Origin of the sequence: Pseudomonas sp. NFX98, assembly GCF_047784845.1 — a bacterium.
Classification (GTDB): domain Bacteria; phylum Pseudomonadota; class Gammaproteobacteria; order Pseudomonadales; family Pseudomonadaceae; genus Aquipseudomonas.
In genome coordinates this window covers 134,434-160,093 of sequence record NZ_JBLNNF010000014.1, presented here as the reverse complement: position 1 = coordinate 160,093, position 25,660 = coordinate 134,434, and the positions used below count along the sequence as shown (strand labels likewise).

The window sequence follows — 25,660 nt, the reverse complement described above, 5'->3', positions numbered from 1 at the left end:
TTGGAACGCATAGCAGTCATCGACTTTGAAACCACCGGAATCTCCCCGAGCAGCAGCTGCCGGGCCACGGAAATCGCCGTGGTGATTCTCGAACAGGGGCGCATCGTCGAGCGTTACCAGAGCCTGATGAACGCCGGCGTGCGCGTCCCGGCCTTCATCGAACAACTCACCGGCATCAGCAACGCCATGCTGCGCACCGCGCCGTCGGCCGAGCAGGTGATGAACGAGGTCAACGAATTCGTCGGCATCACACCATTGCTGGCGCACAACGCCGCGTTCGACCAGAAGTTCTGGGACTTTGAATTGGGGCGGATCAAACGCACCCGTTTGCAGAATTTCGCCTGTTCGCTGCTGCTGGCCCGACGCCTGATGCCCGCCGCACCGAACCACAAACTCGGCACCCTCACCACCTTCGCCAACCTGCCGCACACCGGCAAGGCTCACCGGGCGATGGCCGATGCCGAGATGGCGGCCAACCTGACTGCGCATTTGGCTGAAGAACTACGCCAAAAGCACGGCTTGCGCGAGCTATCTCATGATTTGCTGTGCAAGTTGCAGAAAGTGCCGGCCGCCAAAGTAACCGAGCACCTCCAGCGCTACCGCTGATTTCAAGCACCCCACAAATCCCTTGTAGGAGCTGTCGAGTGAAACGAGGCTGCGATCTTTTGACTTTGATTTTTTAAGATCAAGATCAAAAGATCGCAGCCTCGTTGCACTCGACAGCTCCTACAGTCCGACATCAGTGCTATTTGCCGTTGCTTTCTATGTGGCCCAACGGCACGCGTTTTTCGATGGCGCTCGACAACACGATCGACGTCTTGCTGAACCCGAACGTCGCAATCCGGTTAATCAACTCCTCCAGCTCCGGCATCGAACCCACCGCCGCTTGCATGATCACGCACGGATCGCCGGTCACCCGATGGCATTCAGTCAATTGCGGGATTTTGATCAGGTCGTCGTAGGCCTTTTGGTTGCCGTGCTGGTTCAGGCGCAGTTCGATGACGCACTGGATCGGCAAACCGAGCTTGGCCATGTCGACTTTCGCCTGGTAGCCGGTGATCACGCCGCTGGTTTCGAGTTTGGCCACGCGCTCGGCCACGGCCGGGGCAGACAGGTTGACCTTGCGCGCGAGGTCCGCGTAGGACGCGCGACCGTTTTCCAGCAGCGCGCTGAGCAGCATGCGGTCGTACTTATCCATCGGATGCCTCCTGAAAAATAACCAACTTTCGAAAGCACGGTTTATAGCGCTGAACTCCGTGGTTTGAAAAGTGTACCGGCGCTTTAAACAGGTTTTGTAACTTATTTTCCGGCGCCAGCCTTTTTAGAATAGCCGTTCACTTGTCCTTGCCTGTGAGCTGCCCTCATGTCTGGCCTTCGTCGCTTTCCCTTACCCTTGATCGCTGCCTTTTTTGCGTTGTACGTGATTTGGGGGTCGACCTATCTGGTGATCCGCATCGGCGTGGAGTACTGGCCGCCGTTGCTGCTGGCGGGCATTCGCTTCGTGATTGCCGGGACGCTGATGTACGCCTTCCTGCGCTGGCGCGGGGCGCCGGCGCCGACCTGGGCGCAATGGAAAGCCGCGGGGATCATCGGGATTTTGCTGCTGGCGTGCGGCAACGGCGCGGTCAGCGTGGCCGAACACACGGGTGTGGCTTCCGGAGTGGCTGCGTTGGCGGTGGCGACGGTGCCGTTGTTTACTTTGCTCTGTGGATATTTCTGGGGCGCGCGTAATACCCGTCTCGAATGGGCGGGGATTGTGCTTGGGTTGATCGGCATCGCCATGCTCAACCTCGGCTCCAACCTGCAATCGAGTCCGTTGGGGGCCGCGTTGCTGATTTTTGCGGCGGCCACTTGGGCGTTCGGTTCGGTGTGGAGCAAACACTTGCCGTTACCGCAAGGCGCGATGGCCAGTGCCGTGGAAATGTTGGTGGGTGGCGTGGTGTTGCTGATCGCCAGCGCCGTGAGCGGTGAACACCTGGAAAAAATCCCGCCAATCGAAGGCTGGGCCGCACTGGCGTACCTCACCGTGTTCGGTTCGATCATTGCCTTCAACGCCTACATGTACCTGTTGAAACACGTGCGTCCGGCGGCGGCGACCAGTTATGCCTACGTCAACCCGGCGGTGGCGGTGTTGCTGGGGATCGTGTTTGTTGGCGAGACCATTGGCATTGAAGAAGCATTGGCGATGGCGGTGATCATCAGCGCCGTGGTGCTGATTGGCCTGCCGCAGTGGCGCCGTGCACCGACGCTGCCGACGGTGAAGGTCGTGCCGACAGAATCCCGTGTGAATTAGGGTAAACTGCGCGGCATTGCACGTTCGTTTCGAACAACCCGCGCTGAATTTTCCTACGGTATTCCCATGACTTTCGCCACCCTTGGCCTGATCGAACCCTTGCTGCGCTCCCTCGAGACGCTCGGCTACCAGACTCCGACGCCGGTTCAGGCGCAAGCCATTCCGGCGGTGCTGGCCGGTCGTGACCTGATGGCCGCTGCCCAGACCGGTACTGGCAAGACTGCCGGTTTCGCCTTGCCGCTGCTGCAACTGCTGGCCATGGAAGGGCCGAAAGTCACCGCCAACTCGGTGCGTGCGCTGATTCTGGTGCCGACCCGCGAACTGGCCGAGCAGGTTCACGAAGCCGTGCGCCAGTACGCCGAAAACCTGCCGTTGCGCACCTACGCGGTGTACGGCGGCGTCAGCATCAACCCGCAAATGATGAAGCTGCGCAGCGGCGTCGATCTGTTGGTGGCGACCCCGGGCCGCTTGCTCGACCTGTTCCGCCAGAACGCGCTGAAGTTCAATCAGTTGCAAACCCTGGTGCTGGACGAAGCCGATCGCATGCTCGACCTGGGCTTTTCCGAAGAGCTGGCGAACATTTACCGCGCGCTGCCGAAGAAACGTCAGACGCTGTTGTTCTCCGCGACCTTCTCCGACGACATCCGCCTGCTGGCCGGGCAGATGCTCAACGATCCGCTGACGGTTGAAGTGAGCCCGCGCAACGTGGCGGCCAATACGGTCAAGCAATGGATCGTCACGGTGGACAAGAAGCGCAAGCCGGAACTGTTCGTGCACCTGATGCGCAAGGGCAAGTGGAAGCAAGTGCTGGTGTTCGCCAAGACCCGCAACGGCGTGGACGCGCTGGTGGAAAAACTCCAGGGCCTGGGCATCAACGCCGACGGTATCCACGGCGATAAACCCCAGGCAACCCGTCAACGCGCACTGGACCGTTTCAAGGCCAGTGAAGTGCAGATCCTGGTCGCCACCGACGTCGCGGCCCGTGGCCTGGACATCGAAGACTTGCCGTTGGTGGTCAACTTCGATCTGCCGATCGTGGCTGAGGATTACATCCACCGCATCGGTCGTACCGGCCGCGCGGGCTCGACCGGTGAGGCGATTTCCCTGGTGTGCGCCGATGAGGTGAATCTGCTGTCGGCCATCGAGATGCTGACCCGCCAGACGTTGAAGCGTCAGAGCGAGCCGGACTTCGAACCCGAGCACCGCGTGCCGGACACCGATGCCAGTGGCCAGGTCGTCAAGAAGCCGAAAAAACCGAAGAAGCCGAAGGCGTCTGGGGGCGGCGGCGGTAAGCGCAATCTGGGTAAGTGGGTGGATAGCGGGGAAGCTGCGCCGGTGGAACCTTCGATCAAGCCTGTGCGAAAAGTGCCGGTGTTCAATACTGGGCCGCGTAAGCGTAAGCCTTGAAGAAGCAGCGGCAAGCGGCAAGCTACAAGCGGCAAGTTAGAGCCGCTGGCTTGCAGCTTGCCGCTTATAACTTGCGGCAGCCCCTAAGCCAATCCAACATCCCCAACCCCGCCGCCCGCCCACTGGCGAAACACGCGGTCAGCAGATAGCCGCCCGTCGGCGCTTCCCAGTCCAGCATCTCTCCCGCGCAAAACACCCCCGGCAATTGCTTAAGCATCAAACGCTCATCCATCGCCTCGAACAACACACCACCCGCGCTGCTAATGGCTTCGTCCAGTGGACGGGATTTCACCAGTGTCAGAGGCAACGCCTTGATCGCTTTGGCCAGCAGGGCCGGATCGGTGAAGGTGTCGGCAGTGGTCAATTCCCGCAACAACGCCGCTTTCACGCCATCGATGCCCAACTGACTGTGCAGGTGCTTGGCCATGGAGCGCGAACCCCGAGGTTTGCTCAATGCAGCCTTAACTTTATCCACAGGCCTGCCGGGCAGGAGATCGATATGAATCGTGGCCGAACCGTGCAGATTGATCGCTTCGCGAATCGGCGCTGATAGCGCATAGATCAAACTGCCTTCAATCCCGGTCGCAGTGATTACGCACTCGCCGAGTCGTGGCACGTCGTCGTTCAGGCCAATGGCGATATTTTTCAGCGGGGCGCCAGCGAATTTGCTGACCATCAAATCGCTCCATGCCTGCACCTCGAAGCCGCAATTGCTCGGCTGCAATGGCGCCAGTCCTACGCCGTGTTGCTCCAGTGGCAGCATCCACGCGCCGTCCGAGCCCAGGCGCGACCAACTGCCGCCGCCGAGGGCGAGCAGGGTGGCGTCGGCGTGTACGGTTTTTTCGCCTTCGGGGCTGGCGATGCGCAAGTCACCTTGTTCATCCCAGCCAAGCCAGCGGTGCCGGGTGTGGATAACTACGCCGCTGTCGCGCAGGCGTTTGAGCCAGGCGCGTAACAGCGGCGCGGCTTTCATGTCGGTCGGGAATACACGGCCGGAGCTGCCGACGAAGGTTTCGATACCCAGTTCATGAATCCACTGGCACAACGCATCGGCACCGAAACTGCGCAGCAGCGGGGCGATTTGCGGCGCCCGTTCGGCGTAGCGCGAGAGAAACGCCGGATAGGCTTCGGAGTGGGTGATGTTCATGCCGCCGACACCGGCGAGCAGAAATTTCCTGCCTACCGAAGGCATGCCGTCGTAGAGGTCGACCTTGATCCCGGCCTGGCTCAACACTTCCGCGGCCATCAGGCCGGCGGGGCCGCCGCCGATGATGGCGACTTGAGGGGGGAGGGAGGTGCTCGGCTGAGTCATGGTAGAAGCTGCGGTGTGGCGGATTTGGCGCGCATTCTAGCAGTACACGATTACTGTGGGAGCGGGCTTGCCCGCGATAGCGGACTGTCAGTCAACAAAGATGTAGATGTGCCGGCCTCATCGCGGGCAAGCCCGCTCCCACAGGGTTCAGTGGTGTTTGCCAATGCTGGTTAAAAAACAATCAGTGGTCTGTAGCCCATACGCCGCGTGGTCTGTAGTCCCTTTCACTCAGGTTATCCACAGGCGGTTCCACAGGCATTGTGGGTAAGGCATCCACAGGTCAGTGACAACCTGATGACTGCCAGACGCGTTGCGCGCTGTGATGGAGGATGCCGTGACGCCGGGCCAGGGCCTGGCGGTCCTTGCTGTAGCCGCCGCCAATCACTCCGACCACCGGAATATCCCGACCCAGGCAATGGCGCATCACGCTTTCATCGCGGGCGGCGACGCCTTCGTCTGTCAGCTTCAGGTAACCGAGGGCGTCGTCCTTGTGCACATCGACCCCGGCGTCGTACAGCACCAGGTCCGGCTGGTAGAGCGGCAACAGATAGTTGAGCGCATCGTCTACCACCTTCAGGTAGTCAGCATCGCCCATGCCATTGGGCAGCGGAATGTCCCAGTCGCTTTCCGCCTTGCGTGCAGGAAAATTCTTTTCGCAGTGCAGGGAAACGGTGATGGCCTCTGGGGTGTTGTGCAGAATCCGTGCTGTCCCGTCGCCCTGGTGCACATCGCAATCGAAGATCAGCACCCGATTCACCCGACCGCTTTGCAGCATGAACTGGCTGATCACTGCCAGGTCATTGAAGATGCAGAACCCGGCCGGGTAGTCGTAATGCGCATGGTGAGTACCGCCTGCCAGGTGGCAGGCCAGCCCATGTTCCAGTGCCTGCTCGGCCGCCAGCAGCGAGCCGCCGACCGCCCGCACCGTCCGCCGGGCCAGAGCTTCGCTCCAGGGCAGGCCGAGGCGTCGTTGATCCTCACGGGACAACTCGCCGCTCATGTAGCGTTCGATATACGAAGGGTCATGGGCGAGGGCGAGAATCTCTGCGGGGCACAGTTCCGGGCGCAGCAAATCAGCGTCACTGGTCAGTCCGCTGTCCACCAGGTGATCACGCAACAGGCGAAACTTGTCCATCGGAAAGCGGTGATCCGCCGGGAAGTCGGGACTGTAGTCTTCGTGATAAATCAGCGGGAGCGGCATGATGATTTCGGACAGGAATGAGAGACGGATCCTACCAGCGTTGTAGACTTGCGGCATGGAAATGGGGGAGGGGCACGATGGAGCCGATACTGGAACTGGCAAGCGCGCGACTGCTGTTGCGGCAATGGCGCGATGAGGATTTGCCGGAATTTGCCGCGATGTGCGCCGATCCGCAGGTCATGCGCTATTTTCCGGCGCCCTTGAGCCGACTGGAGAGTGCTTCATTGATCGGGCGAGTCCGTGGCCATTTTGCCGAGCACGGTTATGGTCTCTGGGCGCTGGAGCGCAAGGACACCGGTCAGTTCATCGGTTTTACCGGGCTCGGCGTGGTCGGTTTCGATGCGCCGTTCACGCCGGCCATCGAGATCGGCTGGCGCCTGGCGCGTGAGCACTGGGGCCTGGGTTACGCCAGTGAAGCCGCGTGGACCGCTCTGCGCTGCGGGTTTGACCGTTTGGCGGTGAACGAAGTCGTGTCATTCACGGCCGACAGCAACTTGCCGTCGCAGAAAGTCATGCAGGCGATTGGCATGCATCACGATCCGGCCGATGACTTCGAGCACCCGAAGCTCGCCGTCGGCCATCCCCTGCGTCATCACGTGCTGTACCGCATCAGCCGTGAACAATGGCTGCAAACCTTGCATGGATAACCTGGCACGGACGTTTACAATGGCCCTCATGATGGCACGGGCCAGAAATTGAATCGACCGACGCAGCCGAGACTGCGCGGCATTGCGTTGTGTGAGGAGAGTCTGAATGAGCCAAGTGTTGGATGATCTGGTCGACCTGCTGAGCCTGGAACCTATCGAAGAAAACCTGTTCCGTGGCCGCAGCCAGGACTTGGGATTTCGCCAGCTGTTCGGTGGCCAGGTGCTCGGTCAGTCGTTGTCGGCGGCCAGTCAGACAGTGGAAGAGGCGCGCCATGTGCATTCGATGCACGGCTACTTTTTGCGTCCCGGCGACGCCAAGTTGCCCGTGGTGTATTCCGTTGACCGCGTGCGCGACGGCGGCAGTTTCAGCACGCGCCGGGTGACCGCGATCCAGAAGGGCCACCCGATCTTCACGTGCAGTGCCTCGTTCCAGTACGACGAACAAGGTTTCGAGCACCAGACCGAAATGCCACAAGTGGTCGGGCCGGAAAACCTGCCGTCAGAGCTGGAAATCACCCAGCAGCGTGCGCACCTGATCCCCGAGCACATGCGTGAAAAACTGCTGTGCCCGAAGCCGATCGAGTTTCGCCCGATTACCGAGAAAGACCCCTACAACCCGCTGCCGTCCGACCCGATCAAGTACGTCTGGTTTCGCGCCGATGGTGCCTTGATCGACTCCCCGGCACTGCATAAATACTTGCTGGCGTACGCCTCGGATTTCGGCTTGCTCGTGACCTCGATGCAACCTCACGGTAAATCGGTCTGGCACAAGGATATGCAGGTCGCCAGCCTCGACCACGCGCTGTGGTTCCACGCCAACCTGCGTGCCGATGACTGGTTGCTGTACGCGATGGACAGCCCGTGGGCCGGCAATTCGCGCGGGTTCAACCGTGGCAGCGTGTTCAACCGCGCCGGGCAACTGGTGGCTTCGGTCACGCAGGAAGGCCTGATCCGTCACCGCAAGGATTGGGCATGAGCCTGAGCGATGTGCGCCACTGGGTGTTCGACATGGACGGCACCCTGACCGTCGCCGTGCATGACTTCGCGGCCATTCGCGTGGCGTTGGCGATCCCGGCTGAAGACGACATTCTCACCCACCTTGCTGCGCTGCCGGCCGATGAGGCGGCGGCTAAACATGCGTGGTTGCTGGAGCATGAGCGGGATCTGGCGCTGGGTTCGAAACCGGCTGTGGGCGCCGTCGAACTGGTGCGCGAATTGGCTGGGCGTGGTTATCGCCTGGGCATTCTTACCCGCAATGCCCGTGAACTGGCGCATGTCACGCTGGAGGCAATCGGCCTGGCGGACTGCTTCGCCGTGGAGGATGTGCTCGGTCGTGATGAAGCACCGCCAAAGCCGCATCCCGGTGGGTTGTTGAAACTGGCCGAAGCCTGGAATGTGCCGACGAGCGAGATGGTGATGGTCGGGGATTACCGCTTCGATCTGGATTGCGGTCGGGCGGCAGGGGCGCGGACGGTGCTGGTGAACCTGCCGGATAATCCGTGGCCGGAGCTGACGGATTGGCATGCGGCGGATTGTGTCGAGTTGCAGCGGATGCTCTCGGCTTGATTTATTAAGGTCAAAAGATCGCAGCCTTCGGCAGCTTCTACAGGGGAATCGAGTACACCCTGTAGGATCTGCCGAAGGCTGCGAATCTTTCTGCGGTTACTGAAACAACGCCTTCTGCCCCTCCGGCGAAGTAAACATCCCATCCCCGTTATGCCCAACCCCAGGCACTTCAATCAGTTGCTGATTCAACCCTGGCGGTTGCAGCCGCTTCAGATAATCGAAGTAAAACCGCCCACGGGCCAATCGATACGGGCCTTGAGCTTTTGCTTCACAATTTTTATCCAGCGCCGGATGGTTCGGGTCGATGTCCTGCTGCCCGAGTAGATAAACGACGTCGCGCTTGAGGTACTTTTCCTGCAACTGCGCGGCGCTTTGTCCTTCGGCGTAGGCGGGCAAATCTGTCAGCCCGTACTTCCAGCGATTGAAGTCCGGACACGCAGCATGATTGAAAGCCACCGGCCGGCGTTCATCGAAGTACGCATAGGAAGAAGGATTGGCAATCACGTAGCGCAGCTTTACGCCTGCGGCTTCCAGGGCCGATTGATCGTGGCCCAGCAAAGCGTAGCGCTGCACCACTTGAGCACCACCGGAGTGCCCGGCGATGACGATTTGCTTCACATCCGGAAACTGCTGACGATCACCCAACCGCGCGATGATTTCGTCCAGTGCCTCGTAGGAACTCAGGCGAAACGGCGCGGTAGATTCGCCACCGGCCATCCACTCGTTGCCTTGCCAGCGCAATACAGTGTCGGCTACCGGGTGCAGCGCGACGTCGTTTTCATTGAGGAATTGCGGGGCGATCACCAGGGTCGTGTCGCTTTGCCCGGCCAGTTGCGCTGCCTGTAAGCCGCTGTGGAGATAGGTTTGCGCATTGCGTAACCGACCATGGACGATGATCAACACGCGCTCGATTTTTGCCGGAGCGGGGCTGATGCCCACCGCTATTTCACCTGATTTCAACAACAGGCGTCCGGGACTGAGCTCTTTGACCCCATGCTCTTGGGCCTGGGACGTTGCGCAAGTGAACAGCAAAACCAACAACCACTTCTTCATTTACAGATTTTTCGCCGCAAAGGTATCGCACTGGCCAACCTGGCCCTGGGCGAATCCGGTTTTGAACCAGCGCACCCGTTGCGCTGACGTACCATGGGTAAACGAGTCCGGCACCACGCGGCCCTGACCCTGTTGCTGCAAACGATCGTCGCCGATGGCATTTGCCGCGTTCAATGCTTCTTCGATGTCCCCCGGTTCCAGCCAGTTCAATCGCTGCTGCGCATTGTTGGCCCAGACCCCGGCCAGGCAATCGGCCTGCAATTCCTGACGCACCAGCAAGCCGCCGTCGCCTTCCATCTGCCGGCCTTGCTGGCGGGCTGTCTGAATTTTCGCGGAGACGCCGAGCAAGGTCTGCACATGGTGTCCGACTTCGTGAGCGATCACGTAGGCCTGGGCGAAGTCGCCAGCGGCGGAAAAGCGCTGTGACATCTCCTGGAAGAACGCCATGTCCAGATAAACCTTCTGGTCTGCCGGGCAATAGAACGGACCGGTCGCCGAGGTCGCCAGACCGCAGGCCGAGTTCACGCGATTGCTGAACAGCACCAGCGTCGGATCTTTGTACTCGCGGCCGCCCTGCTGGAAAATCTGCCGCCAGGTGTCTTCGGTGTCGCCAAGGATCGAGCGGACGAATTCGGCACCTTCGTCATTGGCCGGTGGTGCCTTGCGGGTCTGGGTTGTGGTGGGTGCGGATTGGTCCATCTGGCCGGTCAGTTGCCCGAGGATTTGCATTGGGTCCTGGCCAGTGATCCAGCCGATCCCGACGATCAGCAGGATCGCTGTCAGGCTCAGACCCTTGCCGCCACCAAAGCGCATCCCGCCGCCACCGCCGCCGACATCATCGCCACGGGCATCGACCACGTTGTCGCTGCGTCGGCCTTTTTTCCATAGCATGTGGGAATCCTCTGGTTGTCCGTGCGATGAGTGTTGCTGCCAAGTGGGAGCGGCGCCAGTCCGGTCGTCCGGCTTTTGCCACGCACGCAATTATTCCCGGCAACCCGTGACGGCTGCCGAGAACGATTCAGGCTTGTATTGAACGCGGATAACCCATCGAATTCCGTCCGGCCCCGGGTTTTTCTCCAGAGGGCGATCGCCGGTCCTGCGGGTTATGCGTCGAACGCATCCCACACCGGCGCAAAGTCCGGGCTGACTTGACGCTCGCGTTTGGACAGGCTGGCGATCAAGGCGCGATCCTGGTCATCGAGATTGACCTTGAGTGCCGCCAGGTTCGCGAGTTGATTGGCCTCGCTGCTGGCTTTGGGGATCGCTGCTACGTTCGGTTGATCGAGCAACCATTTCAGCGCGACCTGGGTTGGCAATACCCCGTGTTTGGCGGCGATCTGCTGGATCTGCGGGATATCCGAAACCTTGTTCCTTGCCAGCGGCGTGTAGGCCGTCAACGCCAGATCGTGTTGACGGGCGTAAGCGAGCAGTGCGTTTTGTCCGAGCAGCACGTGGTATTCGACCTGAATTGCTGACAGCGGCGCACCCAGTTCTTCGACGACTTTGCGCAGCAGGGGCAGTGGAAAATTCGCCACGCCGATGTTGCGTGCCAGGCCTTGTTCCTTGAACGACACCAACGTTTCAATCGTGCGCGGCAGATCCCAATCGGTGCTGGGCCAGTGGATCATGAACAAGTCGACGTAATCGCTGCGCAAGGCTTCAAGGCTGCGATCCATGGAATGGCGCATCGCATCGGGTTGCAGTTGATCCCACCAGACCTTGGTGGTGACGTGGATCTGCTCGCGGGGTGTCGGACTGTTCACCAAGGCCTGACCGACTGCGTCCTCGTTGTTGTAGGCCGCCGCCGTGTCGATGTGCCGATAGCCCAGCGCAAGCGCCTGTTCCACCGCGCGGGTGCATTCCTCACCGAGCATCGGCCAGGTGCCGAGGCCGAGTTTCGGCATGTTCAAACCCTGTGCGTTAACGATGTGCTGCATGGTCGATCTCCTTTTCATAAGCAGTGACGCCTGCGATGTGGCGTGCGGCGATGTAGCCGAAGGTCAGCGCCGGGCCGATATTGATGCCGCCGGCGGGGTAATGGCCGCCCATGATGCTGGCCATGTCGCCGCCCGCCGCATACAACCCGGCGATGGCGTGGCCCGAGTCGTCGAGAACCTGGGCGTGTTGGTTGACCTTGAGCCCGGCGAAGGTGCCGAAGCAACCGGGCTGGACCTTCACCGCATAAAACGGGCCTTGTTCGATCGGCGCGACGCAGGGGTTGGGTTGTTGCAGCGCATCACCCTGTTTGCGGTTGTAGGGTGTCGAGCCGCGTCCGAATTGCGGATCTTCGCCGTTGCGTGCATGGCGGTTGTAGTCCGATACGGTACTGCGCAAGCCGAGCGGATCGATGCCGCAGACCGATGCCAATTCCTCAAGGGTATTACCGGTTTTCAGATAGCCGCTGCGGATAACGGATGACACCGATAGGGGAAATGGCCGAGAGATCCCTAAACCATAACGTCGTTGAAAACGGTGGCTGCAAATCAGCCAGGAAGCGACGTCTTCACCCGGCGGGGCGGCGGCAACCATGGCCGTCACGTAGTCGTAGTAGCCGTTCGCTTCGTTGACGAAGCGCTGACCGTTGCTTAGCACGCCGATGATTCCCGGTTTGCCGCGTTCGATGATGTGCGGGAAATGACCTATGCTGCCGTCGCTGTGCGGCACCTGAGAAACCGGGGCCCAGGCGACGGGGGACTGCATGTCCGTACTCATTTGGGCGCCGACGCTTTCACCTAGTCGCAAGCCGTCACCGGATACGCCGACTGGCGGCAGGGCCAAATGCTCATGTCCGGTGGGCGTACGCGGGAACAGCGCTTTGCGCCGTTCGATGTCATTGGCGAAACCACCGGCCGCCAGCACTACGGCCTTGCGTGCATGGATGCGCACCGAGCCTTTGGCGGTGCTGACCACGGCACCGCGAACCTGATTGTTTTCGCGCAACAGTTCCGCAACGGGCGCCGAGTCCCAGAGCAACACGCCGAGGTCGTCGGCGGATTTCGCCAGGCGTGCCACCAATGCCACGCCGTTGACCAGTTGCATCGCCCGGCCATGCACGACGAGGTCGAATAAATGGCGGGTAAATCGCCAAGTGACATGCCAGGCCGCCGACAGTGAACGGGTCAGGTTGAGAAACGCCGTGAGGTCCGCGCCCGCCATGATCGGCATGCCCATGAAGGAAGTTTCGCGCATGGTTTTGCGAAGACGCTTGAGCAGTTTGCCGACTTTTCGTGCGTTGTATGGCGCGGCGATCACCGAGCGCCCACCGGTGCCGGCGCCTGGCGTGTCGCCATGAATGTCGGCAATCGCATTGCCGTCGGCGAATTGCAGCGAGGTGTGCTGTTCGAAAAACGCGACCATTCGTGGAGCGGCTTCGAGGAAGGCATCGATCATCGCCGGATCGTAATGTTCGCCCAATTCGTGTTTGAGGTAGGTGCGCGGCTGCTCCACGTCTTCGACGATGCCGGCGCGTCGTGCCAGAGGATTGCACGGCACCCAGGCCCAGCCACCGGACCACGCGGTGGCGCCACCGAATACCGGGTCTTTTTCCACCACGATAACTTTGAGGCCATGCCACGCGGCGGTCACGGCTGCCGACAACCCGGCCGCACCGGAGCCGACGACCAGCACATCGCAGTCAATGTCGGGAAGAAAATGCGCTTCGGCAGGCATTGTTTGGGCTCCGGTGTTTTAGTTGTTGTGGAATCTGATTCCAGAAAATATAAGAGGCACATCGGAGCAGGCAAGCGAGCGTCGCTTAAAACGGGCGGTTATCGGACGCTCAGTTCCAGATTTCGCATTTGCCAGGTTGTCTTCTAGAATCGAGCAAATTTAGCGTGGAAACTCCCATGGCCGGCAGTCAGATCGAACGTGTTTTCAGTGTGCTCGAAAGCCTCACCAGCGACCCTCGAGGGCTGCCGATGCAGACGCTGGCGGAGCAATTGGACATCCCCAAAAGTGCCACACACCGACTGCTCGCCGAGCTGATCCGGTTGGGCTACGTGCGGCAGAATCCGGAGAACCTGCGTTATCACTTGTCGACCAAACTGGTGGCGATGGGGTTCCGTTATCTGTCGAGCAGCGGCGCCGATATCGTGCAGCCGGTGCTTGATCGACTGGCTCAGGAAACCGGCGAGTTGGTCCGGTTGGGCGTCATCGAGGGCGAGCGGCAGACCTGGATCGCCAAGTCTCAGGGCGCCCGTTCCGGCCTGCGTTACGACCCGGACATGGGCCGCGATGCGCCACTGTTCTACACCGCTTCGGGCCATGCCTGGCTGGCGTGCATGAGCGATGCCGAGGCGTTGTCGCTGGTGGAGCGCCAGGCGGCGGACCGGCCGCTGGAACTGGGGCCGAATGCGCCGCGTTCCAACATCGAACTGCTTGAACGCCTGCGTCTGGCGCGGGAGCAGGGTTACGCCTATGTCGAGGAAAGCTCGGCGGTGGGCACCTCGGCGATTGCAGCGGTGGTGCGTCATCCGGGGGATGGTCGGGTGATTGGCGTGCTCAGCATTGCCGGGCCGAGTGCACGGATGCCTGGCGCGCGGTTGCACGAGTTGGCGCCGTTGTTGTTGGCGTTTACCGAGGAGTTGAGTGCGGCGAGTCTGGCGTCGGAGTTGTTCAGCTAAGGCCAGCGCAATCTCCCTGTAGGAGCGAGCCTGCTCGCGATGAGGGTGTGTCAGTCGCCATTGAATTGCATGACACACCGCTATCGCGAGCAGGCTCGCTCCTACAGTTTTAATTGTGGTGTGTCTCAGAAGCTGTGCGCTATTCGAACACTTTCAGTATCGGTCTGTGTAAGATTGTGGAACTCGGTTCTAAATTAATGGAAGTCATTCTTCCAACAAGAACCACAAGAGGACCGCATCTTGAATTCACCCCTTCGAATCGCGCTGATCGGCGCTGGCAACATGGGCCAGCAGCATTACCACCATCTGAAAACCCTCACGGAAGCGACCCTCTGTGCGGTGGCCGATCCCGGGCCGCAAGCCGCCGGTCTGGCGGCGGAATGGGGCGTGAGGTATTTCTCTGATCACCGTCAGATGCTGGAGCAGGTGAAGCCAGACGCGGTCATCGTCGCCAACCCCAATACCTTGCACGTCAGCACTGCGCTCGATTGCTTGGCTGCCGGCGTGCCGGTGTTGCTGGAAAAACCGGTGGGCGTGCACCTCGATGAAGCCCGTGAGCTGGTAGCTGCCTCGAAGGCGAGCGGCGTTCCGGTGCTGGTCGGCCATCATCGTCGTCATAATCCGTTGATCGTTCGCGCCCATGAACTTGTCCGCAGCGGCGCGCTGGGGCGGTTAACCACGGTCACGGCGCTCTGGCAATTACGCAAACCCGACAGTTATTTCGAGACGCCGTGGCGCCGTGAGCCCGGCGCGGGGATGTTGTTGACCAACCTGATCCACGACCTCGACCTGCTGCGGCATTTGTGCGGTGAAGTGCGTCAGGTGCAGGCCATTACCAGCAACGCGATACGCGGGTTTGCCAACGAGGATTGCGCGGCGGTGCTGCTGCAATTCGACAACGGTGCGCTGGGCAGCTTGACCGGCTCCGATGCGGTGGCGGCGCCCTGGAGTTGGGAGCTGGATTCCGGGGAGAACCCGGTGTATCCGCGCCAGGCCGATCAGCCGTGTTATTTGCTGGCCGGGACCGGTGGGGCGCTGAGCATCCCGCAACTCAAACGCTGGCACTACAACGAGGTCGATGGCGGCTGGCACCAACCATTGCAGGCGACTGAGGAAACATTCAGCGCCGATGAAGCCCTGCGTTTGCAGTTACAGCACTTCGTGCGCGTTGCGCGTCGGGAGGTCGAGCCGCTGGTGAGCGCTGCGGATGCTGCCCGAACGTTGGCGCTGATCGAAGCCATCCGTGAAGCCGCCGAAACCGGTCGCGCGTACGCACCGTCGTTGATCGAGGACTGACCATGAGCGAACGAATCTTTTCTCTCGCCAGTCTGACCGTGCTGGAGCTGTCGCCGCCCGAGATGGTCGAGGTCGCGGCGTGGGCCGGTTACAGCCATGTTGGTTTGCGGCTGGTGCCGGCAACCCCCGAGGAACACCATTTTGCCTTGGTCGCCGATGGCGATTTGCGCCGTCAGACCCTGGCCCGTCTGCGCGACACCGGCATTCGTGTGCTGGATGTTGAAATCCTCCGTCTGAAACCGGACACCGTTGTCGCCGACTTCGAGAAAATTCTGGCGGTCGGCGCCGAATTTGGTGCCAGTGAATTGCTGGTGGCCGGTAACGATTCCGACGAGCAACGTCTGACGGAAAATTTCGCCCGACTGTGTGATCTGGCGGCGCCTTACGACCTGCATCCGCATCTGGAGTTCATGCCCTGGACCGATGCGAGCAATTTGCAACAGGCGGTGCGTATCGTCGAGAACGCCGGGCGGGAAAATGGCGGGGTGCTGGTGGACGCGTTTCACTTCGATCGTTCCGGGTCGCAACTGGAAGATCTGGTCAGCGTCGCCCCTTCGCGGTTACGGTATGCGCAGTTGTGCGACGTTGCCGGGCCGCGACCGGCAGACATGGCCGAGATCTTGCGTCAGGCCCGTAACGAACGGCGTTTTCCCGGCGACGGCGACTGCGATCTGCCGGGGTTGTTGCGGTGTTTGCCGGCTAACATTCCCTTGAGCCTGGAGATTCCCACCGTGCATTTGCTGGAGCAGGGTGTGAGCGGGTTGGACCGGGCGCAGATGGCTTTGGATAAAACCCGGGAGTTGTTGGCGCGGATGTAAGCGGTGCTGCGCACCTATCGCGGGCAAGCCCGCTCCCACAGGTTCTATGCTGACTTGGCGGAGCGTGGCTTACCGGTGATGTTTTTGACTTTAAGTAAGGAAACCCAATGACCGTCAGCACCCCGCTCTCCGGCGTCAATCAGCCCTTCAAGGGGATCCTGCTGATCGTTGTCGCAACCTTCCTGTTTTCCAGTCACGACGCCTTTTCCAAATACCTCTCCGGTTTCTATCCGATCGTCATGGTGGTCTGGGCGCGTTACGTGGTTCACACGTTGCTGATGGCCGGGATTTTCCTGCCGCAATCCGGGCTGCGGGTTCTGCGCACGAAGCGGCCGTTGCTACAATTGATCCGGGCGCTTTGCCTGCTGGGCACCAGCCTGTTTTTTACCACCGGGTTGATGTACATCCCGCTGGCCGAGGCCACCTCGGTCAACTTTCTCGCACCGGTGCTGGTGACCGCGTTGTCGGTGCCGTTGCTGGGTGAGCGAGTCACACGCGGGCAATGGCTGGCGGTGATTTTCGGTTTCATCGGGGTGCTGATCATCGTTCACCCTGGGGGTGATTTGTTCACTCCGGCGGTGTTGCTGCCGTTCTGTTCTGCGCTGTTTTTCTGCTTCTACCAATTGCTCACGCGCAAGCTCGCCGAGATCGACAGCCCGACCACCAGCAACTTTTTCGCCGGGCTGTGCAACACGTTGGTGATGAGTGCGCTGGTGCCGTTCTTCTGGCAGACGCCGAGCCTTGCGCACGGCGCGATGATGCTGGCGTTGGGGGCTTGCGGGATGACCGCGCACCTGTTCCTGACCCAGGCTTTCCGTCTCGCGGCACCGGCACTGCTGGCACCGTTCAGCTATTGCCAGATTATCTTTGCCGGCCTGCTGGGTTGGCTGCTGTTTTCCCACACGCCGACGGTGACCACGGTGATCGGTATTGCCGTGATTTGCTGCAGTGGGTTGGCGGCCGCATGGCAGCAAAGCCGTCGGTAAAGGCCCAAAGATAAATGACCTGTAGGAGCGAGCCTGCTCGCGATGGTCGTTAACGATGACGCGGGTTGTCTGGATACCCGCGTCGCCCTCAGGTTTTTCGCGAGCATGCTCGCTCCTACAGGGGGTAATGCGTCGAAGTTTAGTCGGTGACGGTCGGAATCTTGCGCGGTGCCATGAAGTACATCCAGATCAGCGCGATGAAGTACATCGCCGGGATCAGGGTGAACAGCACGGTGTAGTTGTTGTTGGTGACGGTCAGGATATGGCCGACCAACTGAGTCATGAACATCCCGCCGATCGCCGCACACATGCCGCCGAAACCGAACACCGTACTCATCATGTGCTTGGGCGTGTAGTCCATCACCAGGCTCCAGATGTTGGCGGTCCAGGCCTGGTGCGCGCCGATGGCCAGGGAGATGGCGAACACTGCGACCCACAGGTTGCTGGAGCCGGCCGCCATGATCACGCCGATGATGCAGCAGGCGAACAGGAACATGGACATCAGCCGCGCCTTGATCGGGTTGACGCCGCGACCGATCAGGAACGAGGACAGGATCCCGCCGCCGACACTGCCGAAGTCGGCGGTCAGGTAGATGATGATCAGCGGAATGCCCATCTGGGTGACGTTGATGCCCAGATTGTATTGCTGATTGAGAAACGGCGGCAGCCAGTACAGGTAGAACCAGAACACCGGCGCAGTGATCGAGTAGGCGAGGGCGAAGGCCCAGGTGCCACGCATGCGCAGGATTTTCGAGAACGGTACGCGGGTTTGCTCCGGTTCGACTTCGTTCTGGATGTAGTCCAGTTCCGACTGTTTAACGCTCGGGTGATCTTCCGGGTTGAAGTATTTCAGGCCCCAGAACAATAGCCAGATCCCGCCCAGTGCCGACATGCACAGGAACGCGGCTTGCCAGCCCCATACGTGCAGGATCAGCGGCAGCAGCATCGGCGTGAACATCGCACCGACGTTGGTCCCGGCGTTGAAAATGCCGGTGGCTACGGCGCGTTCACCGGCCGGGAACCAAAGGCGCGTGGTCTTCACGCAGGCCGGGTAGTTGGCGGCTTCGGTCAGGCCCAGAATGAACCGGCAGACCATGAAGCCGACCGCCGAAGTGGCCAGGCCGTGGGCACCGGTCGCCAGGCTCCAGAGCAGCACGGCGCAGAAGAACACGCGTTTGACGCCGACCCGGTCGATCAAGCGGCCTTGCAGCACGAAGCCGATGGCGTAGCCAACCTGGAACCAGAAGTTGATGTTGGCGTAGTCCATCGCCGTCCAGCTCATTTCCTTGGCGAGGATGGGCTGCATGACGCCGAGGGCGGCGCGGTCGATGTAGTTCAGGGTGGTGGCGAAGAACACCAGCGCCAGCATGCCCCAGCGGGTCTTGCCGACAGCCATGGCGCCGCGGATTTTGTCGCCGATGCCACCAGTGGCAGCGCTCATGGCCGGAGCCATGCGAGAGCTTTGAGTAGGAATCATGTGTACCACCCGTTTTTGAATTTGTTATGTGGTGTTCTGGGTCTTCGAACGGTTTGTTAATCACTACGACCGGTGGTTCTTGGCAGGACGCAATGTGATGACGATGTTGCGCAGTGAACAAAAAATCGTCAATTCGCCAACAGCCATTGTGTTCGATAATCGCACGCAAAACTAACTGGGTAGTACACTTTGAATTGCTGTGTGGAATTTCGCGGCCAATAATTCATTCAAAGCTAAACGCAATCTCCGTAGGAGCTGCCGAAGGCTGCGATCCTTTGATCTGGAAAAGCGAAATCAAAAGATCGCAGCCTGCGGCAGCTCCTACACAGAGCCAGCGTGCGATGTCCCTAACAAGATTGCCTCCACCACCGGGAGTCGAAACATGCAGCGTTCCATTGCCACCGTGTCCTTGAGCGGTACCCTGCCGGAAAAACTCGAAGCCATTGCCGCCGCCGGTTTTGACGGTGTCGAGATTTTCGAGAACGACCTTCTCTACTACGACGGCAGCCCCCGGGAAATTAAACAGATGTGTGCTGATCTCGGGATCGCCATCACGCTGTTTCAACCGTTCCGCGACTTCGAAGGCTGCCGCCGCGATCGCCTGGCGCGCAATCTGGAGCGGGCCGAGCGCAAGTTCGACCTGATGCAGGAGCTGGGCACCGGCCTGGTGCTGGTGTGCAGCAACGCTTCGGTCGACTCCGTCGGTGATGAACAGATTTTAGTCGATGACTTGCGCCTGCTGGCGGAACACGCCGGTGCGCGCGGACTGCGCATTGGTTATGAAGCGCTGGCCTGGGGCCGGCACGTGAACACATACCAACAGGTGTGGAACATCGTCCGACAGGCCGATCATCCGAGCCTCGGTGTGTTGCTCGACAGCTTCCACACGCTGTCGCTCAAGGGCGATCCGAGCGCTATCGCCGAGATCCCCGGCGACAAGATTTTCTTCGTGCAAATGGCCGATGCGCCAATCCTTGCCATGGATGTGCTGGAGTGGAGCCGGCATTTCCGCTGCTTCCCGGGCCAGGGCGAATTCGATTTGCCGGGCTTCCTCGCGCCGATCATCAAGAGTGGCTACACCGGGCCGCTGTCGCTGGAGATCTTCAACGACGGTTTCCGCGCCGCGCCGCCACGGGCCAACGCCGCAGACGGTTTGCGCTCGTTGCTGTATCTGGAAGAGAAAACCCGCGAGCGTCTGGCCCAGGAAGCCCAGCCGATCGCCAATACCGAGATTCTGTTCGAAACGCCCAAGGCCAGTGAGTACAACGGCATCGAGTTTCTCGAATTCGCCGTCGACGAAAGTCTTGGCGCCAAGCTCTCCCATTGGCTGGAGCGACTGGGTTTCGTCAAGGCCGGCCAGCATCGCTCAAAGAGCGTCAGCCTGCTGCGCCAGGGCGATATCAACCTGATCCTCAACTCGGAACCGTACTCGTTCGGCCACAGTTTTTTCGAAGCCCACGGGCCGTCGCTGTGCGCCACCGCCGTGCGGGTCAAGGACAGCGCCAGCGCGCTGGCCCGGGCCGTGGCCTATAAAGGTCAGCCCTATCGCGGGCTGGTCGGCCCCAATGAACTGGAACTTGCCGCGGTGCGTGCGCCGGACGGCAGCCTGATTTATCTGGTGGACCAGCACGCCGACGTCTACGGCACCGACTTCAATATGCTGCCCGACGCGGTAGCCAGCGGCGGTCTCAAGCGCATCGATCACATGGCCATCGCGCTGCCCGCCGACAGCCTCGACAGTTGGGTGCTGTTCTACAAGAGCCTGCTGGATTTCGAAGCCGACGACGAAGTGGTCCTGCCCGATCCTTATGGCTTGGTGAAGAGTCGTGCGCTTCGCAGTCGAGACAGTTCGATTCGCCTGCCGCTGAACATTTCCGAGAACCGCAACACCGCGATCTCACACGCGCTGTCGAGTTATCGCGGTTCCGGCGTGCATCACATCGCGTTTGATTGCGATGACATCTTTGCCCAGGTCAGCCGCGCGAAAGAGGCGGGCGTTCCGCTGTTGGATATTCCGCTCAACTACTACGATGACCTGGCGGCGCGCTTCGATTTCGACGACGAATTCCTCAGCGAACTGGCCTATTACAACGTGCTGTACGACCGTGATGCCCAGGGCGGCGAGCTGTTTCACGTGTACACGGAGCCATTCGAAGGGCGCTTCTTTTTCGAGATCATCCAGCGCAAGAACGGCTATGCCGGTTATGGCGCGGCCAACGTGGCAGTTCGTCTGGCGGCCATGGCCAAATCCCGAAGTGGTGCCGTACGTCAGGCAAAGTTGTAGGAAAATCGTAAACACGCCGACAAACCGCTGCCGCACGGCTTCCTTCACTGTGCGGCGCGGCTCATAATCGCCAGCCTGTGCAGTGATGGCCGTGAGCCCGCAATGACAATGACTTCAGAACTCTCCGCAGCGCCCGACGAACCGATTGCCGAGCCGCGCAAGAGTCGCAAGAACAACCCGGAAAAAACCCGCGAGAATATCCTCCAAGAGGCGATTGTCGAGTTCGTTCAACAAGGCCTTTCCGGGGCGCGCGTCGATGCCATCGCCGAGCGTATCCACACCTCAAAGCGCATGATCTATTACTACTTCGGCAGTAAGGAACAGCTCTACGTCGAGGTTCTGGAAAAGCTCTACGGCGATATTCGCAACACTGAGAATCGCCTGCACCTGACGGAGCTGGCGCCGGTGGAGGCGATTCGACGGCTGGTGGAATTCACCTTCGATCACCATGATCGCAACGTCGATTTCGTGCGCATCGTCAGCATCGAGAACATTCACAACGCCGAGTATGTGAAGCGCTCCGATGCGATCAAGGCGATGAACAACACCATCCTCGATTCACTGGGCGAGATTCTGCGTCGCGGCGCCGAGCAAGGGCTGTTCCGCACCGGGCTTGATCCGTTGGATGTGCATTTGCTGATCAGTTCGTTCTGCTTCTATCGCGTCTCGAACCGCCATACCTTTGGTGAGATTTTTCAGATTGATCTGCCGGACGAAAGCATCAAGCAGCGTCATCGGGAGATGATTTGCGAGTCGGTTTTGCGTTATTTGCAGGCCTGAAAAGATCGCGGTCTGCGGCAGTTCCTACAAAGGTCGGTGTCTATGCGGAAATTCCGGCATGCACGAAACCTGTAGGAGCTGCCGAAGGCTGCGATCTTTTGCTCCTCAACCATTCATGCTCTGAAAATGCGCCAGCATCCGCTGGGCATCCGGCGCCACACCGCTGAACAATTCAAATGCCTTTACTGCCTGAAACACCGCCATGTTGCCGCCATCCAGCGTCCGGCAACCCAGTGCGCGGGCATGGCGCAGCAGTTCGGTTTCCAGCGGGAAATAAACAATCTCCGCCACCCACAATTCGGCCCGAAGCAACTCGACCGGCACCGGCGTACCCGGTAGTTTTTTCATGCCCATTGGCGTGGTGTTCACCAGGCCATCCGCCTCGGCCAGGGTCAGCGCCAAATCATGGCCGGCCACCGCGCGACCGCTGCCGAAATGTTGATTGAGATTGTCTGCAAGGCTTTGAGCGCGGCTGAGTTCCACATCGAAAATGCTCAGTTGCTGTACGCCTTCGCTCAACAACGCGTGGGCCACCGCCGCACCGGCGCCACCGGCACCCATTTGTACGACACGCTCAACTGCAACGCCCTTCAAGCCCCGGCGAAATCCCTCGGCAAAGCCCAGGCAATCGGTGTTGTGGCCGATGCGTTTGCCGTCCTTCAACACCACGGTATTCACTGCGCCAATACCGCGTGCTTCTGGCGACAACTCGTCGAGCAACGGGATGATCGCCTGCTTGCACGGGAAGGTGATGTTCAGCCCGGTGAAGCTCATGCGTTCGGCGGCCATCAGCAGGTCGGGCAAAGCATTGCTGTCGAGTTGCAGTTGATCGAGGTCGATCAGTCGATAAAGGTAACGCAAACCCTGGGCATCGCCTTCGTGTTCATGCAATGCCGGGGTGCGCGAAGCCTGGATGCCGGCACCGATCAGTCCGGCCAATACCGCTTGGTTGTGGCTCACGATGTTCACCCTTTCAGACGTTGACTGAAATGCTCCAGCGCCAGGCGATAGCCGTGGCTGCCGAACCCGGCCATCACGGCGGTGGCGATGGCTGAAACGAAGGAGTGATGACGAAAGGGTTCGCGGGCGTGGACGTTCGACAAGTGCACTTCGATCACTGGCAGCTCACTGGCGACCAACGCATCGCGAATGGCCACCGAGGTGTGGGTCCAGGCAGCCGGGTTGATCACGATCCCGGCGCAACGGCCGCGTGCGGCGTGAATCCAGTCGAGCAATTCGCCTTCATGGTTGGTCTGGCGAAATTCCACTGCCAGGCCGAACTCTTCAGCGGCGCGGCCGCACAGGGCGGAAATGTCAGCGAGGGTTTCGTGGCCATAGGTCGCCGGTTCACGGGTGCCGAGCAGGTTCAGATTCGGGCCGTTGAGTACCAGAATGATCGGGGACATCGATGTTTCTCCACTTATTATTTTTGGCATTGGCCTGAGGTTTCGGCCTGTGGAGATAAATTGTACTAGCTGGTTAATTTGGTCAATTGAAGCGCTGGTTCTCCAGCGTTTTGTGTGCGGTGATCGGACGGTTTTGTTTTCAGCGCGGCAAATGTTCCACCAGAAAATCAATGAACGCCCGCAATCGCAGAGGCATATGGCGGCTTTGCGGATAGAGCAAGGTAAACGGCCGTGAACGCCCGCCACAGGGCTTGAGCACTTCCACCAGTGAGCCATCGGCCAGTTCTTTTTCGACGATAAAGCGATAGGTCTGGAACAGACCGGCGCTGTGTTTCGCCAGGGTCACACCGCCCAGGACATCATCGGAACAAACATAATTGCCCTCGGCCAGAATCTCCCGCTGCGCACCGCTGTCATTGAACAACCAAGCGATGCGCCGACCGCTGCTGGGCAGTTCGTATTGAATGCAGTCGTGCTGCTGCAAATCATCGAGGGTTTGTGGTGTGCCGCAGCGGTTGAGGTAATCGGGGCTGGCAATCATCACCAGTTCGGCATCTTCCAGCGGCCGGGCGATCAGGCCTGAATCAGGAATGGCGCGCACGCGAATGGCCAGGTCGTAGCCCTCGCCGACGAAATCGATATTGCGATTGCTGATGTGCGACTCGACCTTCACATCCGGAAACCGCGCACGGAAGGCCGGCATCAACGGCAGGATCCGGTGATGGGCGTAGGTGGTCGGGATACTGATGCGCAGAGTCCCGGACGGCACCTGCTGCTGGCCCATGACTTCGCGCTGGGCCTCCACCAACTGCGCCAACGCCTGGCGGCATTCTTCGTAGTAGCGTCGGCCGCTGTCGGTCAGCTTGACGCTGCGAGTGGTGCGCGCGAACAGCCGCACGCCCAGACGTTCTTCCATGCGCGATACCGAGCGACTCACCGCAGCCGGCGTAACCCCCGCCACCAACGCCGCTGCGGTGAAACTGCCGGCCTCGGCGGCCAGGCAAAACAGCTCGATGCTGCCCAACTGAAGATCGTCGAATTGTCGCTGCATGATTGATTACACCAAGGATCAAATGAAGTGTCTGAACCAGTATTTATCAGATGGCTTCACGGGGATACAGTGGCTTGTTTTTAGTCAGCCTTTCTTAATCAGCGAGCAGGAGAAGCAGCATGCCTTTCGTCAGCGTACGCATCACCCGTGACGGCGTTACCCGTGAGCAAAAAGCCCAGGTCATCGCCGAAATCACCGAGACCCTGCAACGCGTGCTCGGCAAGCCGCCTGAGCTGACCCATATCGTGATCGAAGAAATCGACACCGATAACTGGGGATACAAGGGCATTACCACGACTGAGTTCCGGAAAAATCCGTCGGAGTGATTCTGCTGCAAGGCAAAACAGCCGTCCTCGTGACGGCTTTTTTGTGGGCGCAGGGAAAGGATTGCTTACGATTCTTTGGCGTTATCCAACGGTCCGAAGCGCGGCTGAGCGCTAGTCTCAGTCACGCAAATTCCATTTGGTGTTGGGCACCAGTGGTCGGTTTTTTCAGGGAATGTCGAGTCTCCGGATTCATTAACCTAACGGATGGGTTAGCATGAAAGTATGCAGCTACAAAGGGCTCTCGGTGGTCATCATGTTGCGCGATGAGCACTGTCCGCCCCATGCACATGTGGAGGCGGGTTCGTGGAGTGCGCGGTTCAAATTCAGTTTCTGGCAAAACGGCGTCGAGCTCTGGGAGGTTGTTCCGCTCTCGCGTCGGCCACCGATTTCGGTGCTAGAGGGGTTGCGCCAATCGCTAAAGCTACCTGCCCATTTATTGCGGGCTCGCTGTATCTGGTGGCGAAAACTGCAAACGGTCTGCCTTGATAATCAATTGTGGGATTGGCAAACCAGCGAGGTCGTAGTGGTGAAAAGGATTGTCAGTACCACCAACATGATCGTTTCGGCTTGTTATGAGCCTGAAACGAACAAGACGCGGCTATCTCTGATAGGTACGCAGGAGTGTGTGGAGATCGAACTATGAAGACGGTAAAAGCCAAGGCCCCGGTAGACAGGCCGGTGACAGAGGCTCGCCTTGATCGGGCTATCGAACGGGGCAAGTTGCGCCCAAACAGCGGGTTACGGGCGACCGCGGTAACTTTTCAGGCTCCGTGTCTGGCGGTCAGCTTTGAAGATGGCAGCGGGATACTGCTGCCAGTTGGAAACTACCCTGAGTTCGATGGGTTCGAAATCGAAGACTTTGCCGGTTTAGAGGTAGGTTTCACCGGCACTGCGATCTGCCATGAAGGCAAGGACCTGCACCTGTCTATCGCCGGATTGATCTCGGCCAGCGAGCCATTGATGGCGATGGCGGCTTCGGTGATTGCTTCGCGCAATGGTCGTCAGAGCAGCGCTGCCAAAGCTGAGGCAGCTCGAGCCAATGGCAAGAAAGGTGGGCGCCCGCGCAAGGTCGATGTCGTGATTTGAGCACCCGCAAAAAAGCCGTCGTGATGACGGCTGATTTGTTTACGGCATC

26 protein-coding genes are annotated in these 25,660 nt (G+C 60.1%); 15 read left to right on the top strand and 11 right to left on the bottom strand.

All coding sequences use genetic code 11. The features are described 5' to 3' along the window. Complete coding sequence (locus tag ACM110_RS19705) at positions 1 to 606, top strand: PolC-type DNA polymerase III (RefSeq protein WP_273921981.1); 606 nt, start codon at positions 1 to 3, stop codon at positions 604 to 606. A gap of 139 nt (positions 607 to 745) precedes the next feature. Here the strand turns inward: ACM110_RS19705 and ACM110_RS19700 are convergent, their stop codons facing one another. After that, a complete protein-coding gene (locus ACM110_RS19700) occupies positions 746 to 1,198 on the bottom strand; it encodes an Lrp/AsnC family transcriptional regulator (RefSeq protein WP_416129074.1) in 453 nt (150 codons plus the stop codon). A 165-nt stretch (positions 1,199 to 1,363) separates the two neighbouring features. Between ACM110_RS19700 and yedA the strand changes: the two genes are divergently transcribed. Then, positions 1,364 to 2,293 carry a drug/metabolite exporter YedA gene (yedA, locus tag ACM110_RS19695; protein WP_416129073.1) on the top strand — a complete coding sequence of 310 codons (930 nt, stop codon included), beginning with the start codon at positions 1,364 to 1,366 and terminating at the stop codon, positions 2,291 to 2,293. Between the two features lie 66 nt (positions 2,294 to 2,359). Continuing rightward, positions 2,360 to 3,700, top strand: a complete 1,341-nt coding sequence (locus ACM110_RS19690; RefSeq protein ID WP_150701556.1) for a DEAD/DEAH box helicase — start codon at positions 2,360 to 2,362, stop codon at positions 3,698 to 3,700. 64 nt (positions 3,701 to 3,764) lie between these two features. On the opposite strand, the gene ACM110_RS19685 is transcribed toward ACM110_RS19690, so the two are convergent. Both ACM110_RS19685 and ACM110_RS19680 read right to left on the bottom strand, forming a co-directional pair. Next, the gene (locus ACM110_RS19685) at positions 3,765 to 5,012 is read right to left on the bottom strand and encodes a TIGR03862 family flavoprotein (protein ID WP_416129072.1); all 1,248 of its coding nucleotides are present in this window, start codon (positions 5,010 to 5,012) and stop codon (positions 3,765 to 3,767) included. A gap of 280 nt (positions 5,013 to 5,292) precedes the next feature. Beyond that, a complete protein-coding gene (locus ACM110_RS19680; RefSeq protein ID WP_416129071.1) occupies positions 5,293 to 6,213 on the bottom strand; it encodes a histone deacetylase in 921 nt (306 codons plus the stop codon). Between the two features lie 77 nt (positions 6,214 to 6,290). On the opposite strand from ACM110_RS19680, the gene ACM110_RS19675 reads away from it, so the two are divergent. From ACM110_RS19675 to ACM110_RS19665, 3 genes are all read left to right on the top strand, one after another. Then, on the top strand, positions 6,291 to 6,860 hold the full coding sequence (locus ACM110_RS19675) for a GNAT family N-acetyltransferase (protein ID WP_338586590.1): 570 nt from the start codon (positions 6,291 to 6,293) through the stop codon (positions 6,858 to 6,860). Positions 6,861 to 6,966: 106 nt separating this feature from the next. Then, a complete protein-coding gene (gene tesB / locus ACM110_RS19670; RefSeq protein WP_338583234.1) occupies positions 6,967 to 7,836 on the top strand; it encodes an acyl-CoA thioesterase II in 870 nt (289 codons plus the stop codon). Continuing rightward, complete coding sequence (locus ACM110_RS19665) at positions 7,833 to 8,426, top strand: HAD family hydrolase (protein ID WP_416129070.1); 594 nt, start codon at positions 7,833 to 7,835, stop codon at positions 8,424 to 8,426. Before tesB ends, ACM110_RS19665 begins: the two co-directional genes overlap by 4 nt. A gap of 96 nt (positions 8,427 to 8,522) precedes the next feature. On the opposite strand, the gene ACM110_RS19660 is transcribed toward ACM110_RS19665, so the two are convergent. The 4 genes from ACM110_RS19660 to ACM110_RS19645 form a co-directional block, all read right to left on the bottom strand. Further along, on the bottom strand, positions 8,523 to 9,479 hold the full coding sequence (locus ACM110_RS19660) for an alpha/beta fold hydrolase (RefSeq protein ID WP_416129069.1): 957 nt from the start codon (positions 9,477 to 9,479) through the stop codon (positions 8,523 to 8,525). Continuing rightward, complete coding sequence (locus tag ACM110_RS19655; protein ID WP_338583231.1) at positions 9,480 to 10,370, bottom strand: neutral zinc metallopeptidase; 891 nt, start codon at positions 10,368 to 10,370, stop codon at positions 9,480 to 9,482. It abuts the gene before it with no gap. Positions 10,371 to 10,582: 212 nt separating this feature from the next. Continuing rightward, a complete protein-coding gene (locus tag ACM110_RS19650) occupies positions 10,583 to 11,416 on the bottom strand; it encodes an aldo/keto reductase (RefSeq protein WP_416129068.1) in 834 nt (277 codons plus the stop codon). Beyond that, positions 11,400 to 13,148, bottom strand: coding sequence for an FAD-dependent oxidoreductase (locus tag ACM110_RS19645; RefSeq protein WP_416129067.1), 1,749 nt, complete (start codon positions 13,146 to 13,148; stop codon positions 11,400 to 11,402). The genes ACM110_RS19650 and ACM110_RS19645 overlap by 17 nt, the downstream gene beginning before the upstream one ends. A gap of 176 nt (positions 13,149 to 13,324) precedes the next feature. Between ACM110_RS19645 and ACM110_RS19640 the strand changes: the two genes are divergently transcribed. The 4 genes from ACM110_RS19640 to ACM110_RS19625 all read left to right on the top strand — a co-directional run bounded on the left by ACM110_RS19640 (position 13,325) and on the right by ACM110_RS19625 (position 17,201). Further along, positions 13,325 to 14,101, top strand: coding sequence for an IclR family transcriptional regulator (locus tag ACM110_RS19640; RefSeq protein ID WP_416129066.1), 777 nt, complete (start codon positions 13,325 to 13,327; stop codon positions 14,099 to 14,101). Between the two features lie 240 nt (positions 14,102 to 14,341). Then, positions 14,342 to 15,397 carry a Gfo/Idh/MocA family protein gene (locus ACM110_RS19635; RefSeq protein WP_416129065.1) on the top strand — a complete coding sequence of 352 codons (1,056 nt, stop codon included), beginning with the start codon at positions 14,342 to 14,344 and terminating at the stop codon, positions 15,395 to 15,397. A gap of 2 nt (positions 15,398 to 15,399) precedes the next feature. After that, positions 15,400 to 16,215 (top strand): sugar phosphate isomerase/epimerase family protein, encoded by an 816-nt coding sequence (locus ACM110_RS19630; RefSeq protein ID WP_416129064.1) that lies wholly within the window; start codon positions 15,400 to 15,402, stop codon positions 16,213 to 16,215. A gap of 107 nt (positions 16,216 to 16,322) precedes the next feature. Beyond that, positions 16,323 to 17,201 (top strand): DMT family transporter, encoded by an 879-nt coding sequence (locus tag ACM110_RS19625; protein WP_416129063.1) that lies wholly within the window; start codon positions 16,323 to 16,325, stop codon positions 17,199 to 17,201. Positions 17,202 to 17,340: 139 nt separating this feature from the next. On the opposite strand, the gene ACM110_RS19620 is transcribed toward ACM110_RS19625, so the two are convergent. Continuing rightward, entirely contained in the window at positions 17,341 to 18,678 is a 1,338-nt protein-coding gene (locus tag ACM110_RS19620) for an MFS transporter (protein ID WP_338583223.1), read from the bottom strand. 382 nt (positions 18,679 to 19,060) lie between these two features. Here ACM110_RS19620 and quiC point away from each other — a divergent pair, with 382 nt between their 5' ends. After that, positions 19,061 to 20,962: a 3-dehydroshikimate dehydratase QuiC gene (quiC, locus tag ACM110_RS19615; protein ID WP_416129062.1), complete on the top strand. Its 1,902-nt coding sequence runs from the start codon at positions 19,061 to 19,063 to the stop codon at positions 20,960 to 20,962. 102 nt (positions 20,963 to 21,064) lie between these two features. Then, entirely contained in the window at positions 21,065 to 21,742 is a 678-nt protein-coding gene (locus ACM110_RS19610) for a TetR/AcrR family transcriptional regulator (protein ID WP_416129061.1), read from the top strand. Positions 21,743 to 21,847: 105 nt separating this feature from the next. Here ACM110_RS19610 and ACM110_RS19605 read toward each other — a convergent pair whose 3' ends face one another. The 3 genes from ACM110_RS19605 to ACM110_RS19595 form a co-directional block, all read right to left on the bottom strand. Beyond that, a complete protein-coding gene (locus ACM110_RS19605; RefSeq protein ID WP_416129060.1) occupies positions 21,848 to 22,702 on the bottom strand; it encodes a shikimate dehydrogenase in 855 nt (284 codons plus the stop codon). Between the two features lie 5 nt (positions 22,703 to 22,707). Continuing rightward, complete coding sequence (aroQ, locus tag ACM110_RS19600; protein WP_416129059.1) at positions 22,708 to 23,148, bottom strand: type II 3-dehydroquinate dehydratase; 441 nt, start codon at positions 23,146 to 23,148, stop codon at positions 22,708 to 22,710. Positions 23,149 to 23,287: 139 nt separating this feature from the next. Then, positions 23,288 to 24,199: a LysR substrate-binding domain-containing protein gene (locus tag ACM110_RS19595; RefSeq protein WP_416129058.1), complete on the bottom strand. Its 912-nt coding sequence runs from the start codon at positions 24,197 to 24,199 to the stop codon at positions 23,288 to 23,290. 119 nt (positions 24,200 to 24,318) lie between these two features. On the opposite strand from ACM110_RS19595, the gene ACM110_RS19590 reads away from it, so the two are divergent. The 3 genes from ACM110_RS19590 to ACM110_RS19580 all read left to right on the top strand — a co-directional run bounded on the left by ACM110_RS19590 (position 24,319) and on the right by ACM110_RS19580 (position 25,611). After that, positions 24,319 to 24,525 (top strand): 4-oxalocrotonate tautomerase family protein, encoded by a 207-nt coding sequence (locus tag ACM110_RS19590; RefSeq protein ID WP_338583214.1) that lies wholly within the window; start codon positions 24,319 to 24,321, stop codon positions 24,523 to 24,525. Positions 24,526 to 24,739: 214 nt separating this feature from the next. Then, positions 24,740 to 25,168: a DUF4160 domain-containing protein gene (locus ACM110_RS19585; protein WP_416129057.1), complete on the top strand. Its 429-nt coding sequence runs from the start codon at positions 24,740 to 24,742 to the stop codon at positions 25,166 to 25,168. Continuing rightward, positions 25,165 to 25,611: a DUF2442 domain-containing protein gene (locus tag ACM110_RS19580; RefSeq protein ID WP_416129056.1), complete on the top strand. Its 447-nt coding sequence runs from the start codon at positions 25,165 to 25,167 to the stop codon at positions 25,609 to 25,611. The genes ACM110_RS19585 and ACM110_RS19580 overlap by 4 nt, the downstream gene beginning before the upstream one ends. The last annotated feature ends 49 nt before the right edge of the window (positions 25,612 to 25,660 follow it).

Coding starts and splice junctions, on each gene's coding strand:
- ACM110_RS19690 (WP_150701556.1), top strand. CDS start 2,360: ATGACTTTCGCCACCCTTGGCCTGATCGAACCCTTGCTGCGCTCCCTC.
- ACM110_RS19610 (WP_416129061.1), top strand. CDS start 21,065: ATGACAATGACTTCAGAACTCTCCGCAGCGCCCGACGAACCGATTGCC.
- ACM110_RS19630 (WP_416129064.1), top strand. CDS start 15,400: ATGAGCGAACGAATCTTTTCTCTCGCCAGTCTGACCGTGCTGGAGCTG.
- ACM110_RS19640 (WP_416129066.1), top strand. CDS start 13,325: ATGGCCGGCAGTCAGATCGAACGTGTTTTCAGTGTGCTCGAAAGCCTC.
- quiC (WP_416129062.1), top strand. CDS start 19,061: ATGCAGCGTTCCATTGCCACCGTGTCCTTGAGCGGTACCCTGCCGGAA.
- ACM110_RS19595 (WP_416129058.1), bottom strand. CDS start 24,199: ATGCAGCGACAATTCGACGATCTTCAGTTGGGCAGCATCGAGCTGTTT.
- ACM110_RS19585 (WP_416129057.1), top strand. CDS start 24,740: ATGAAAGTATGCAGCTACAAAGGGCTCTCGGTGGTCATCATGTTGCGC.
- ACM110_RS19580 (WP_416129056.1), top strand. CDS start 25,165: ATGAAGACGGTAAAAGCCAAGGCCCCGGTAGACAGGCCGGTGACAGAG.
- ACM110_RS19680 (WP_416129071.1), bottom strand. CDS start 6,213: ATGCCGCTCCCGCTGATTTATCACGAAGACTACAGTCCCGACTTCCCG.
- ACM110_RS19685 (WP_416129072.1), bottom strand. CDS start 5,012: ATGACTCAGCCGAGCACCTCCCTCCCCCCTCAAGTCGCCATCATCGGC.
- ACM110_RS19700 (WP_416129074.1), bottom strand. CDS start 1,198: ATGGATAAGTACGACCGCATGCTGCTCAGCGCGCTGCTGGAAAACGGT.
- ACM110_RS19650 (WP_416129068.1), bottom strand. CDS start 11,416: ATGCAGCACATCGTTAACGCACAGGGTTTGAACATGCCGAAACTCGGC.
- ACM110_RS19645 (WP_416129067.1), bottom strand. CDS start 13,148: ATGCCTGCCGAAGCGCATTTTCTTCCCGACATTGACTGCGATGTGCTG.
- ACM110_RS19660 (WP_416129069.1), bottom strand. CDS start 9,479: ATGAAGAAGTGGTTGTTGGTTTTGCTGTTCACTTGCGCAACGTCCCAG.
- tesB (WP_338583234.1), top strand. CDS start 6,967: ATGAGCCAAGTGTTGGATGATCTGGTCGACCTGCTGAGCCTGGAACCT.
- ACM110_RS19590 (WP_338583214.1), top strand. CDS start 24,319: ATGCCTTTCGTCAGCGTACGCATCACCCGTGACGGCGTTACCCGTGAG.
- ACM110_RS19625 (WP_416129063.1), top strand. CDS start 16,323: ATGACCGTCAGCACCCCGCTCTCCGGCGTCAATCAGCCCTTCAAGGGG.
- ACM110_RS19675 (WP_338586590.1), top strand. CDS start 6,291: ATGGAGCCGATACTGGAACTGGCAAGCGCGCGACTGCTGTTGCGGCAA.
- ACM110_RS19665 (WP_416129070.1), top strand. CDS start 7,833: ATGAGCCTGAGCGATGTGCGCCACTGGGTGTTCGACATGGACGGCACC.
- yedA (WP_416129073.1), top strand. CDS start 1,364: ATGTCTGGCCTTCGTCGCTTTCCCTTACCCTTGATCGCTGCCTTTTTT.
- ACM110_RS19655 (WP_338583231.1), bottom strand. CDS start 10,370: ATGCTATGGAAAAAAGGCCGACGCAGCGACAACGTGGTCGATGCCCGT.
- ACM110_RS19620 (WP_338583223.1), bottom strand. CDS start 18,678: ATGATTCCTACTCAAAGCTCTCGCATGGCTCCGGCCATGAGCGCTGCC.
- aroQ (WP_416129059.1), bottom strand. CDS start 23,148: ATGTCCCCGATCATTCTGGTACTCAACGGCCCGAATCTGAACCTGCTC.